The organism is Mesorhizobium zhangyense (genome assembly GCF_011045115.1).
Classification (GTDB): domain Bacteria; phylum Pseudomonadota; class Alphaproteobacteria; order Rhizobiales; family Rhizobiaceae; genus Mesorhizobium_M; species Mesorhizobium_M zhangyense.
The window spans coordinates 213,744-226,763 of record NZ_JAAKZG010000009.1; the positions used below are offsets into that span (position 1 = coordinate 213,744).

At 57.4% G+C, this 13,020-nt stretch carries 11 protein-coding genes and 1 pseudogene; 7 read left to right on the top strand and 5 right to left on the bottom strand.

Going from position 1 to position 13,020, the window contains the following annotated elements:
- Positions 1 to 17 precede the first annotated feature (17 nt).
- The gene (locus tag G6N74_RS31225; protein ID WP_165119894.1) at positions 18 to 1,322 is read left to right on the top strand and encodes a calcium-binding protein; all 1,305 of its coding nucleotides are present in this window, start codon (positions 18 to 20) and stop codon (positions 1,320 to 1,322) included.
- A 583-nt stretch (positions 1,323 to 1,905) separates the two neighbouring features.
- Positions 1,906 to 2,997 (top strand): calcium-binding protein, encoded by a 1,092-nt coding sequence (locus G6N74_RS20630; RefSeq protein ID WP_165119895.1) that lies wholly within the window; start codon positions 1,906 to 1,908, stop codon positions 2,995 to 2,997.
- Positions 2,998 to 3,085: 88 nt separating this feature from the next.
- Here G6N74_RS20630 and G6N74_RS20635 read toward each other — a convergent pair whose 3' ends face one another.
- From G6N74_RS20635 to G6N74_RS20655, 5 genes are all read right to left on the bottom strand, one after another.
- Positions 3,086 to 4,297: a calcium-binding protein gene (locus G6N74_RS20635; RefSeq protein ID WP_165119896.1), complete on the bottom strand. Its 1,212-nt coding sequence runs from the start codon at positions 4,295 to 4,297 to the stop codon at positions 3,086 to 3,088.
- 158 nt (positions 4,298 to 4,455) lie between these two features.
- Positions 4,456 to 5,709: a calcium-binding protein gene (locus tag G6N74_RS20640; protein WP_165119897.1), complete on the bottom strand. Its 1,254-nt coding sequence runs from the start codon at positions 5,707 to 5,709 to the stop codon at positions 4,456 to 4,458.
- Between the two features lie 295 nt (positions 5,710 to 6,004).
- The gene (locus G6N74_RS20645; protein ID WP_165119898.1) at positions 6,005 to 6,427 is read right to left on the bottom strand and encodes a thermonuclease family protein; all 423 of its coding nucleotides are present in this window, start codon (positions 6,425 to 6,427) and stop codon (positions 6,005 to 6,007) included.
- 421 nt (positions 6,428 to 6,848) lie between these two features.
- Positions 6,849 to 7,610, bottom strand: a complete 762-nt coding sequence (locus G6N74_RS20650) for a class I SAM-dependent methyltransferase (RefSeq protein WP_165119899.1) — start codon at positions 7,608 to 7,610, stop codon at positions 6,849 to 6,851.
- 278 nt (positions 7,611 to 7,888) lie between these two features.
- Positions 7,889 to 8,215 carry a helix-turn-helix domain-containing protein gene (locus tag G6N74_RS20655; RefSeq protein WP_165119900.1) on the bottom strand — a complete coding sequence of 109 codons (327 nt, stop codon included), beginning with the start codon at positions 8,213 to 8,215 and terminating at the stop codon, positions 7,889 to 7,891.
- A 420-nt stretch (positions 8,216 to 8,635) separates the two neighbouring features.
- Here G6N74_RS20655 and G6N74_RS20660 point away from each other — a divergent pair, with 420 nt between their 5' ends.
- The 5 genes and pseudogenes from G6N74_RS20660 to G6N74_RS20680 form a co-directional block, all read left to right on the top strand.
- Entirely contained in the window at positions 8,636 to 9,904 is a 1,269-nt protein-coding gene (locus tag G6N74_RS20660) for a tyrosine-type recombinase/integrase (protein WP_165119901.1), read from the top strand.
- 227 nt (positions 9,905 to 10,131) lie between these two features.
- Positions 10,132 to 10,332 (top strand): helix-turn-helix transcriptional regulator, encoded by a 201-nt coding sequence (locus tag G6N74_RS20665; protein ID WP_165119902.1) that lies wholly within the window; start codon positions 10,132 to 10,134, stop codon positions 10,330 to 10,332.
- Positions 10,333 to 10,362: 30 nt separating this feature from the next.
- Positions 10,363 to 10,809 carry a hypothetical protein gene (locus G6N74_RS20670; protein ID WP_165119903.1) on the top strand — a complete coding sequence of 149 codons (447 nt, stop codon included), beginning with the start codon at positions 10,363 to 10,365 and terminating at the stop codon, positions 10,807 to 10,809.
- 252 nt (positions 10,810 to 11,061) lie between these two features.
- Positions 11,062 to 12,348 (top strand): AAA family ATPase, encoded by a 1,287-nt coding sequence (locus tag G6N74_RS20675; RefSeq protein ID WP_246245835.1) that lies wholly within the window; start codon positions 11,062 to 11,064, stop codon positions 12,346 to 12,348.
- A 350-nt stretch (positions 12,349 to 12,698) separates the two neighbouring features.
- A pseudogene (locus G6N74_RS20680) lies at positions 12,699 to 13,020 on the top strand (hypothetical protein); the annotation flags it as partial.

Below are 13,020 nucleotides of genomic sequence, written 5' to 3' on the forward strand. Positions count from 1 at the left end.
TGAGGAGGAGCGGGAAAATGACCAAAATCACAGTGACGGCGCGTGAAGGCCAGGACAGCAATCTTCGCGCCCAGTTGCAAGAGTATATCGATTGGGAGGGTCCGATTACGTCCTATAGATCAGCGACAACGCTTTCGATGCACAAGGGCGGTGAAGAAGCAAATGGTGTTGACGCAGGCTGGGCCGGTTACGGCTTTGAATATCTGAGTGCTAATGAAAATGATCCAATACCTGTCGCTGGCACGGCCACGGCATTTTATGTCTCCCGTACGCTAGACAAGGCCCCAATAATAAGATTCATCGAGTCCTCGGTTTCCTTGGTCGACAGCTACAATGCTCTTTCTACGTCGATCGACGCATTTCTCGACCTCCTCGGTGATATTGAATTCGTTGGGGCGTCAGGTTCCGATGTCGTCCAGTTGGGATCCGGCAACGACACACTGCAGGGTTACGGAGGTCATGATACGTTTTACGGCATGGGTGGGAACGATACGCTGTGGGGTGCCGGCGGTGACATGCTTTATGGAGGCACAGGCGATGATGTCTACATTGTGCATCTCGGAGACAGGACGATTGAACTTGCCGGCGAAGGTTACGATGCGGTCCATTCCTACGTGAGTTGGACCCTTTCGGACGACGTCGAAAAGCTCGTATTGGTCGATCGCGCGCTGAATGGCACGGGCAATGCTCTCGACAATATGCTGGTGGGGAATTCCTGGAACAACACGCTCGATGGCAAGGCCGGCAACGATACATATGTCGTGTCGACAGGTGATCGAACGATCGAACTTGCCGGCGAGGGTACCGACACGGTGCGTTCCGACGTCGACTGGATTCTTGCAGCCAATATCGAGCGGCTGGAGCTTCTTGGCACTGCCGATCTGACCGGCAACGGCAACACGCTCAATAACACGCTTGTCGGCAATGACGGCAAGAACATCCTGCGTGGCGGGGCCGGCAACGACACGCTGAACGGCGGCAAGGGATCGGACACGCTGGTCGGCGGCGCCGGCAATGACACCTTCGTGTTCAACAAGCCTCTCGGGTCGACCAACATCGACAAGATCAATGATTACAACCCCGCCCAGGACACGATCCAGCTCGACACGAAATACTTTGCGGGCCTGGTCACAGGCTGGCTGGCTGCCGGTGCCTTCCACACAGGCACGGGCGCCCACGATGCCACCGATCGCATCATCTACAACGCGACGACGGGCGACCTGCTGTTCGACAAGGACGGCCTGGGCGGCGTTGCGGCCATGAAGTTTGCCACGCTCTCGCCCGGACTGGCGATGACGGCCAACGACTTCTTCGTCGTATAGAACCTGCTTCGTTCGGATTGGAGAAGGGGCCGCTGCCCCGCTGATTGCGATTCTTCCCGGGTATCAATCGATCCCGGCTTTTGCCTTGTGCAGTGGCTCGGTTCGATACCGCGCCTTGGAATACTTGGCCTGGAAGAAAACTTTCTCACCGTAAAGCTTTGATCGCGCGCCTTGGCAGGAACGCCATGATCGTCATCTTCGGCTCACCGAGCGCACTGTATTGCGCAGGTGTCGGGGTTCCCCTGTTTCGATAGGCGATGCCACCCGAGGCGCTTTCCGCCGTAGCCCGCCTCCCGCTCTTTAGCCGGCTTGATTAACAGCAGAACCCATTGCGCCGAGCGCCTTTCGCTTCGGGCGCACAGGTTTCGTGCTTCAGCTCTTGCTAATAAAGCTGAATGATTAAGTGTCTTTTTGACAGCATACAAATGGCTATGCTTTGACTCTACTTTCATATTTTACAGTAATAATTATTAAAGTTAAATTAATTTATAATATAAAAATCTCATTACATTCAATTAGACGTCAACACAATTATGGGATGTTTGGTGTGGGCATCATGACGCCCAGGTTGCAGGAGGAACTGATGGCAACATTCAATGGAACCAACAGCGGTGAAATCTTACCCCCACTGCTTCTCGCGCCACTTCAGGCGCTAGGAGATGATGAGATAAACGGGCTCGGCGGCGATGATCTGCTGATGGGCTGGACCGGCAATGATGTGCTCAACGGCGGCCAGGGCGCCGATGTGCTGATCGGCGGTATTCTCAATGTCAGTCTCGGCGTTGGAACGGTGGAACTGGCTGGTAACGATACCGCCTCTTACACCGGGTCTTCGGCGGGTGTGACGATCAACCTGTCAGAGACTGGCGACAATGAGCTTGAGATCCTGGGGCTCACGCTCGGTCTGCAGGATGTCACTATCGGTCACGGTGGCGACGCCGAAGGCGACACGTTGGCCGGTATCGACAATCTCATCGGGTCTGCCCATGCCGATAGTCTTACCGGCAACGAGAAAAACAATCGCCTCGAAGGCGGAGGCGGCAATGATTTCCTCGATGGCGCGGCTGGTAACGACACCATGCTTGGTGGAGCCGGAAACGACACTTACGTCGTATCCTCGACCGGCGATCAATTGATCGAAGCTGTGGGCGAGGGCACCGACACGGTTCGGGTGGCGTTCAGCTGGACGCTCGGTGCAAATCTTGAGCGCCTGCTGCTTCAGGGTGCGGAAAACCTCACCGGCAACGGCAATACGCTCAACAACACCCTTGTCGGCAATGACGGCAAGAACATCCTGCGCGGCGGCGATGGTAACGATACGTTGAACGGCGGCAAAGGCACCGACACACTGTTGGGTGGGGCCGGCCGTGACACGTTCGTCTTCAATTCGCCGCTCGGGTCGAACAACATCGACAAGGTCAACGACTACAATGTTGCTGACGATACGATGCAACTGGACAACGGTTACTTCACCAACACCGGCGCTGGCTTTCTATCGGCGGGAGCCTTCCACATCGGCACCGGTGCACATGATGCGAGCGATCGGATCATCTACAACTCGACGACCGGCGACCTTCTCTACGACAAGGATGGGCTGGGCGGTGCGGCAGCGATCAAATTCGCCCTGCTTACGCCTGGACTGGCTCTGACGGCCGGCGACTTCTTCCTCGTGTAACCTTGAAGGGTGAGGTTGGCGACCTCACCCAAAGCTAAGACATGTCCGCCACGCTGAAAGGTGTGGCGGACTTTTTTCATTGCACACCTCAAACGATGAAAAACTCTCCGGCCGTCATGGCAAGTCCCGGCGAGAGCGTGGCGAACTTCGTTGCCGCAGCACCGCCAAGGCCGTCCTTATCGAACAGCAGGTCGCCAGTGGACTTGTTGTAGATGATACGGTCACTCGCATCATGCGCAGCGCTGCCGGTGTGAAAGGCCCCCGCCGAAAGCCAGCCATTCGCAAGGCCGGTGAAGACCGCATTCTCAAGCTGGATCATGTCGTCGGCGAGGTTGTAGTCCGTAATCTTGTCGATGTTGGTCGACCCGAGCGGGGCGTTGAAGTGAAAGGCGTCGCCTCCGGTTCCGCCGACCAGCGTGTCCTTGCCCGCACCACCCGAGAGCAAATCATTGCCAGCCCCGCCGCGCAGGATGTTGTTGCCGGCATTGCCGATGAGGGTGTTTTTGAGGCTATTGCCGTTGCCGGTCAGGTTGGCACTGCCTTGAAGTTCCAGCCGCTCAAGATTTGCGCCAAGCGTCCAGTCGGTATGGGAACGCACGGTGTCGGTGCCTTCACCGGCCAATTCAACGATCTGATCACCGGTCGATGAGACAACATAGATATCGTCGCCGGTGCTGCCGCGCAGGATGTCGGCACCAGCGCCGCCATCGAGGTAATCATCGTCTTCACCGGCATGGATCGTGTCGTTGCCGTCGCCTCCATAGATACGGTCGTTGCCGGTATTGCCATAAAACAAGTCATTGCCGGCATCGCCATAAAGGACGTCATGGCCGGACCAGCCTTCGAGAAGGTCGTTTCCGGCTCCACCATGGGCTTCATCATTTCCGGCCCCGAGATGCAGCACGTCGTTGCCGTCTGCGAGCGTGACGACGTCGCGACCGGCGTTACCCATGAATGTTATGTCGCCCAAAAGATTGAGAAGGGCCTGCGGTGATTGGTTTGCGGCCGCCAGCACATCGGCCGCAGGTAGAGAAAACCCTGTGATTGTGCCCAAAGTTATCGCGCTGGGCTCGCCGATAAGATCAGTGGTTGCTGCAACCAACTGGATATTATCGATCGTTTTCAGGCCGGGGCTGCCCGGGATCGGCTGACCTCGAAAAGACACATAGGACGAGCCGTCTGGCCCCGTATATGTCTTCCGATAATCGGTGCCGCTTGAATTCGTCTGATTTTCCATGACGTCCTGCAGGAAGCCGAGCAGGTCGCTTCCGAATGATTGTGAGACAGTGATCGTAGCCATGAGAGCTTCCCTTTTCGCTCGCGGTTAACAGCAACGTAGCCCGCCTTCCTGGACGAGGATGGCGGGGTTCCACGCCCCTTCGATGCCGGAGCGCCTGGCGTGAACGTGCACAGACCCGCCACGCCGAAAGGCGTGGCGGGTCTGTTCCGTTTCAGACTTCAGACGACAAAAAAGTCGCCCGCAGTCATCGCAAGTCCGGGCGAGAGCGTGGCGAACTTCGTTGCCGCCGCTCCACCGAGCCCGTCCTTGTCGAAATACAGGTCGCCGGTTGTCTTGTTGTAGATAATCCGGTCGGTTGAATCGTGGGCGGCGCTTCCGGTGTGAAAAGCGCCCGCCGAAAGCCAGCCAGCCGCGAGACCGGTGAAAACCGAATTCTCCAGCTGGATCATGTCCTGCGCGACATTGTAGTCCGTAATCTTGTCGATGTTGGTGGAGCCCAATCGCGCGTCGAAATGGAAGGCGTCATTTCCGCTTCCGCCGACCAGCGTGTCCTTGCCCGCGCCACCGGACAGCAAATCATTGCCGGCCCCGCCACGCAGGACGTTATTGCCGCTGTTGCCGATCACTGTGTTGCCTAGGCTGTTGCCGTTGCCGACCAGATTGGTCGTGCCTTGCAGCTCCAGCCGCTCGACATTGGCGCCGAGCGTCCAGTCGATATGGGAACGTACGGTGTCAGTACCTTGGCTGGCGGATTCAATCACCCGGTCGCCGGTCGAGGAAACGACGAAGATGTCGTTGCCGGTGCCGCCATACATGGTGTCGTTGCCAGCGCCGCCATCGAGATAGTCATTATCCTCGGCAGCATAGATCGTGTCGTTGCCGGTTCCGCCAAACAGCTTGTCGTTGCCGGTATTGCCATAAAACAGGTCATCGCCGCCGTCGCCATAAAGGACGTCATGACCCGACCAGCCCTCGAGAAGATCGTTTCCGCCACCACCATGGGCCACGTCGTTTCCGGCGCCCATGTGCAGCTTGTCGTAAGCCGCTCCGAATGTGACGTTGTCATTGCCGGAGCTGCCATTATACACGAATGGCTGTGCATCCAGCATTGCCGTCAGCGCCGCGTAATTGCCATCCATGACAGCTTGCGCGATCGGACCAACGGGTTGCGACAGGCCGATGATCTCAAGGGGATCTGGCTGAGCGACACCGTTGATGATAAGGCGGATTGCCGGGATGATCTTTATGGATGTCACCGTTCCCGACGCAACGCCGGTAAGCGGGTTATAGCTGAGATTTTGGCCTTCGATCTCGATCCTGTCCTGCGCCCAGAAGCTGCCGCTCTTCTTGCCCCAGACGATCTTGGTGGAAGAGAATGATTGAACTGTCTGTCCAGGCAGTTCCGCCGTATGTTCAATTATATCAAGGGGATTGCCAGCTCTGAACTGGTTGATCGTCGCTTCCGCTACCATCTGAATTCTCCATAGTTTTCGGTGCGCACCGCATCGTGGTCACCAATGTTGAAAAACTACGGACGTGCAGAAGCTGCAGGACGCGCGAACGGCTCCCTCGTGCGAACTCAATCGCACGTCCGGAGCCCAGGCCGGATGAACTGCCTCAAAAGAGGCCCACGTACATCTGAGCACGGCGAGATTGCATAGATTGCGTGATGCACGCAAGACGATATGCATACCTCATTCGTATATAACGATATAACGACTTCAGCCCGCCCGGCCTCGCGCTGGAATTGGACTGGGTTGCCTGAGGTCAGCGCCCGGCGGTGGCCTGAATGCAGGCCACGTTCGAGGATGAGGCCTGCAGCACGGCCGGCCTCGCCGATCCGGCACTCGCTTTGCGGGCCACGCCGGCCTCGATCATCATCTCGCCGACATCCGCCCCGTCGATCGATACGGTGGCCAGCGTATCGCCGTCCGGCCCCTTGAGGCGACCGGTGACCGGATCGCCGCGATTGACGGTGATGAAGCCGGTAACCAGCAGGCTTTCCAGTTGCCGCTTTGCCTGTTCCGCAAGCTGGTTCTCGGTCTTGCATCCGGCGTCCTGCGATTCCGGTGCATCGATGTTGGCGATGCGAATGCGTTCGCCGGCCAGCACGAATGTATCGCCATCGATCACCACATAGGCGGGTTCGAGCGAAACGCAGGCGCAGAGCAGGAAGACAAGTGCTTGCATGGCCGGACCGTTACGATGCCTTCAGTTGAAGCCGAAATCTCTATGGCAGATTCTAGGCCGTAATCGTTAAGAAAATTAACCATGGACCCGGCAGCCCGCACCAGAGGCTTGTCTTTTGGATTTGTGCGGTGATGATGGTCCTGGGGGCATGAATACACTGAGGATGGCAAATGCAACGGCTTGCGATCTGTGTAATGCTTGCAGCGGGTGCTGCTATTTCTGGATGCCAGAGCAATTCTTCCGGTCAAGACTTTCAGAGGCCTTGTTCGCCAAGGGCCGAGGAAGCCTCAATGTGCGGATCTCCGGCTAACTCGATACCGGTGATCGGCCCCAAACTCTTCAGCTAGCTCAACCGCTCTAAGCAACGGCGGGATTCGGGGCAGGGCGCTTGCTGCCCGAATCCCGTAATATGCAGCGCTGCCTAGTGAACGTTTCTTGCCGTGCAGATCACCAGATCCTGAACATTCGAGATCACGCCGCGCTTGATCGCCCGCACGTCGAGAAACTCGCCCCAATGACGGCGGATGTAGTCATCGTCATGGGCGGTGAGGCCGTAGGAATCCGTGATGCCGGGGTAGTCGGTGGTTTTGCGTGCGCGAAAGCGCTCGTATTCCATGTAGATGAACCCGCGCTCCTTCAGGTCCTCGTCTTTGATGTCGGTCCAGCCCGGGTCGCCGCGCTTTCGACGGGTTTCCAGGGCTTTGTAGCCGGAGGTTGTGATGAGAGCGAGGCCTCCAGGCTTCAGGATCCTTGCCATCTCTTTCAGCCAGCGGTCCTGCGCATCCTCCGGCATATGGGTCCAGACTGAAACCGAATAGACGGCGTCAAACGTCTGGGCTTCGAAAGGGAGGGGCGGATCATACTCGGTATGAAAGACCTGAATCTCGGGAATTTGCCTTTGCAGATAGGCGGCCCCGATTCGGTTCACGTCGCAGCCATGCGTCGGCCAGTTCTTCTCCGCGTGCATCTTGAGCGCGACGCGACCTATGCCGCAGCCGAAATCCAGAACCTTTCTCGGTTTCGACCACGGCCAGAACCCGAATTCCGATTTGAGATGGCTTGAGATCACGGGTTCGATGACTTCGGCCTGACGCTTGAACACCTCCCAATTATCGGCACCCACTCTCTGGATTTCCTCCAGCGGAGGAGTTCGATATTTTTTCGACCAGTGAGTGTCCGTCATCCAGTATCTCCGTTTGTCGGTGACATTCGCTTCGAGATCACGCACGGCCTGACGCCAATACGCTCAATCTGCGCCTGTAAGCCGGATCTCAAATACATGAAGCTGAATGATCATGATGAACCACACGCCCCAGCGGCGGAGGAATCACTCCTTCAGGTTGTGAGATTTCCCGGTTGATTGGGAACAACGCGAAATGGCACCCAAGGTTCCACTCGGCGGGAGAGAAGGTCAGGTTTCTTGAATGTTTCCCTGCCGGCGATCGAGTGGCCCGGCTGAGTTTAGATATCGAACGCGGCGCCGTCCGAAGCCAGTTCGATGACGGCCGCCCGGATTTGATTCTCCTGCCAGCCGGCTCTCATCGCGCGAATCACGAGGCGAGTAAAAAGGAGTGCGATCGCATCCTTGCAGGTGACGCCCGAAGCAGGCGACGCGATTTCCGTCTTACGCCTCAGTGCGTCCAGAACCTCTTTCGGTACGGATGTCTTGCCGTGATACCAACGGTGAACTGATCGGAAAGTCCAGCCAAACTCTCGGGCCACTTTGGATTGCGCGCCATAGCCATAGATCGTCGTGCAAAGGCGACGAAACTCTTCGTGGTCGTCCATCAGACGCACCGCATTTCATTCTAGAAGCGCCCCCCGGCAGCGCTTTTAGATCACAGTCCGAAAACGACAGCAATACTGCCAGATCACTGCCTGAAGACCTTCAATCGCGTTGCGTGGCGGGAATGGAAACCAGCCATGCACCTCGCCGACGACGAGCGAGCGGACGTGTCACCTAGCCAGGCCATCTCGCATACGGCATCTCCAAGCGTTGCCTTGGCGAGACTGCGGATTCAAGCGTCGATGAGATAATTGGAAAAGTGGCTCCCCGGGCCGGAGACATTTCGGTATCCATAAGGAACCATTGTGGCAACCAACGTGCTACCAACACCTTGAAAACAAACATTTCACTTGTCCATTATGTCCATAGTGGTTACAGCTAGCGCGCAACCCAATAGCGGGGATAAAGCGGGGAAAGACGCGATGGGGAGCCATACGAAAAATGCCCTCACAGTTAAGGCCATTGCTTCGAGCAAGGCAAAAAAGTTGCGCGATGGAGGAGGGCTCTGGCTCGTCCGCAAAGGGGTTGGCCGGTATTGGATCTTTGATTTTCGCTACAATGGCAAACGGCGCGAAATGGGCCTTGGCCCGCTACACACAGTCGGATTGGCAGAAGCCCGCCGGAAAGCTGAAGATGCTCGGGTGCTACTTCGACAAGGCACAGACCCCGTCGAACACAGGCGGGGCGCGGGCGCCATCGAGGCGGCCAAGGCATCCGCCTCGGTAAAGACGTTCGGTGACTACGCAGACGCCTACATCGACGCTGCCATTAAGGCGGGCCGCTGGCGTGGCGCTAAGACCGAAGCCGGTTGGCGAAACACTTTGACCAAACATGCCGCCGCGATACGAACCAAGGCGATCACCGATATTGACGTTCAGGATGTCCTTTCTGTGCTGCGACCCCTTTGGGGCGAAAAACAGGAGACGGCAGAAAAGCTTCGAGAGCGCCTTGAACGAGTTTTGGACTCAGCGCGCGTCGAAGGATTGCGAGCGGGAGAGAATCCAGCCGCCTGGAAAGGCAACTTGGAACACGTGCTGCACAAGCCCGACGATCTGACGAACACAGCGAACCATCCGGCGCTGCCCTATAGCCAGATGCCAATCTTCATGAAGAAACTTGCTGCAATCGAAGGCACGGGCGCAAGGGCACTTGAATTCACCATCTTCACAGCCGCCCGCAGTGGCGAGGTGCGTGGCACCACTTGGTCAGAAATCGACTTTGAACGGAAACTGTGGACCGTCCCCGCGAAACGCATGAAAGAGGGCAGGGAGCACCGTGTTCCGCTGTCAGACGCTGCAATAAAGCTACTTCGGGCCGTGCCGCGCTTCGAGGGCATCAATCTAGTCTTTCCGGCTGTGCGAGGCGGAGAGCTTAGCGACATGACACTTTCGGCGACGATAAAGCGTATGCAGGTTGCCGAGCTAAAAGCCGGTCGCGTTGGTTGGGTCGATCCCAAACAACTTGATGCAGATGGAAAGCCGAGGGTGGCCACGCCACACGGCTTCCGTTCGGCATTTAAGGATTGGACGATCGAGGCTACTGATTACCCCAGTGAGCTGGGTGAGGCGGCCTTGGCGCACGCGGTCGGTGATGCCGTTGAGCGTGCTTATCGGCGCGGAGATGCGCTGGACAAGCGGCGAGTGCTGATGTCTGACTGGGCGGACTATTGTGCCAGTTTGCCGAAGGCATAGGTCCACGATAAATAAAATGGACGCACATGTTGAGAAAATTGATTCTAAAACCCTATATAGTGTGTGACTAGCAGGTTTTCGCTAACGTTGGTCGGACGCTTTCCCGACCCGCAGTGTCCCCGCGTGGACTGCGACGGCAACCCGGCGGCCTTGGCCAAAAATCCCCGTTTTTATTCAACGCCACAACTACGCGCCCGGATTCCGTTCGGTCGCGAGGAGGATTTCGTATGCATGCCAACGACAACGTCGTTCTCGTTTCACTCAACGACGCGGCTAGAATGACCAGCTTGTCGCGCACTTTTATCAACAGACTTCGGGCGATCGGGAAATTCCCGCTCGCGGTCCCATTGGGTGAGCGACGGGTGGCCTTCGTCAAGGCCGAGGTAATGGAATTCATTAACGCACGCATTGCGGCCCGCGCCGCCTAAATCTTTTCCAAATCTACCAAGTAACCCGCCATGAGCGGGAAGGGAGAAGCCATGTCTACAATTACGCTCGATGACGGCGACGTCTTGAACACCGCGCATGTGGTGAAATTGACCAAGCTCAGAAACGGCGAATACAAATTCCTCATGACCGATGGCAGCATCGCCACCGGCCGAACCAACGAGCCTGAATCTAAAATCTGGCCGATCGTGCCGGCGGCAGCCGGATATCGAGGCATCATCACAGATGTGATTGATCGGGAGCACTTCTTTGAAGAGCGGGCGGTGATCGGTTGGCGCATTTGCCCAGGTGGGAACTATGCCCTCCTGGAGGGCCGGAGCACCGAGGAGGGCTACGCAGCGATTCAGGAGCCGAACGGCCTCGTAACCGATTGCGACGGAAACCGCTTCTGCAACATTCAGGCCTTCAAGGCCGCCGTCGCGGACGAGGATGCAGCATTTCTGAAGGCTGCCGCCTGATGGAACCTGCAATCAGGCATCTTCGAGTGACGGGTGAAAGCCCGTCGCCCAAGGGATTTCAACGTATTGCGACATTCGATTTAGAGCTTGGACCAGCGGTCACGCTTCACGGCTTGCGCCTCGTGAAGACGCCATCCGCGCGGTTGGAGATATACCCACCAGATCGGCAGGACGGTCGACGTTGCGCATCACTGGCGCCGGCTTTTCGTGACCAGATTTCTCAACTTGCCGCACATCATATGGAGTCGACCATTGGCGCCGCTACCGAAGACGCAGCCTGAAGAAGAATCTGCCTACGTGCCTGGTGATCGGGTCGTTCATGACAAGTGGGGAAGCGGAACAGTATCCTTATCAGAAGGAGTCAGCGTAAGCGTATCGTTCGATGCCGGCGGCAATCGCACGATCCTGGCTGGTTATCTTCGATCCGGTTCTCCGAAGGCCGATAACGATAACGAGAACCCGACGAACTTTCTGCCTTATCTTTGCCCCGCAGAGTGGCAGGACGTTCCTGTGCCGGCGCGTGAGTGGTGGTCCGAAGGTCTAGTTCCAATGCGGCAGGTGACCATCCTGAATGGCGACGGTGGTGTTGGCAAATCCCTTGCCGCGCTTCAGCTAGCCGCAGCCGGTGCGCTTCAGTGCGACACGCTGGGGCTTCGCCCGATGGCCGGTCGCGTCCTGTACGTTGGTGCAGAAGATGAGGCCGAAGAATTCCATCGACGTCTGGCCGATATAGTCAATATGCACCACCGTCAAATGTCCGACCTAACCGATTTCAGGCTTTTGCCCCTGGCGGATAGAGACGCGCTACTGGCCGTTCCGGAGAAGGACGGCACGATGCGACCAACGCCATTATGGCTTACCGTTGCAGTCGACGCGCGGGCGTTCCTGCCGAAGCTTATCGTTCTGGACACTAGCGCGGACCTGTTCGGCGGTGACGAGATCAAGCGGAATCAGGTTCGACAATTCATTTCGATGCTCCGAAAGCTGGCCATCGAGATTGATTGTGCGATCATCTTGCTATCCCATCCGTCGGTTTCCGGAATGCAAACTGGCACCGGGTCGTCGGGATCGACGGCGTGGAACAACAGTGCGCGAAGTCGACTTTATCTGACGCGCCCGGAAGGCAAAGACGAGGACCCCGACGCCCGCATCCTACGCACGATGAAGGCAAATTACGGCAAGGTAGGCGCCGAGTTGCGGCTGCGGTGGCAAGACGGCGCATTTGTACTCGATGACGGGAGGCCGAGCGCAATCGCCGGCTTGCTGCATAAGCATGCCGAGAAGACCTACATAGCTGTACTTTCTAAATTGAACAGACAAGGTCAGCGGCTCAGTCCCAATCCGAGTGCCACTTACGCGCCGAAGGTAATTGCAACGCACCCTGACGCGAAAGGGGTTTCGAAGAAGGATCTGGCCGCCGCACAGCAGCGCCTGCTTGATGCTGGAACAATTCGCATTGTCAGCGAGGGGCCACCATCGCGTCAGTACAATCGTCTTCTCGTCGCTTCCGAGACTTATGGGGGGGTGCCTTCGAACTAACCTTCGCACCCCGCTTCGAACGCCTTCGAACCCCTTCGAACTGGGGTGTTCGCGCACCCCCTATATACCCCCAGCAGTGTGCGAAGGGGTTCGCACCCGGTCTGGTTGGGACCGGGCGCCCCTTCGACACCGCATATCAACAGGAAAGCAAATGCCACCCCTTCGAACTCATCGCCAACAAGGAGCGCCCGCCTGGCGCGGCCCGGCTCCAGCAATGACCAAGGACTTTCACTTGCCGTCAGATGGCGTTACCGGATTGGACCGGTTTAACGCAGCCGCTTCTGGCGTTCACGTATCGACACCGCGGCCGCATGTGGCTGCGAATGACAATCGCACACCGGAGGAAAAAGATGCAGCCTGATCACGAAACAAAATACCGCTCCTTCCTCGATGGTCTCTCCGCATATCTTGAGCGCAAATCGGCACCGTCGAAACCGCGTCGCAATCAGAAGGCCAAGCAGTTTGAGCCACTGCGGGCATGGCGCGATCAAACAGAAGAAGAGCCGTTGAACTCAAATTGGTCGCTGGTCGCAGCCAATGACAATTCAAAGCCGGAAGGCGCTGATGAGGAGGAATATGATTATGACGCCGAGATGGCCCGCGAGATCGTGCCGTCGGTCGGGCAGATCATGAAGGCAGCAAATTCTGATGATGTCGAACGCAACGCTACTT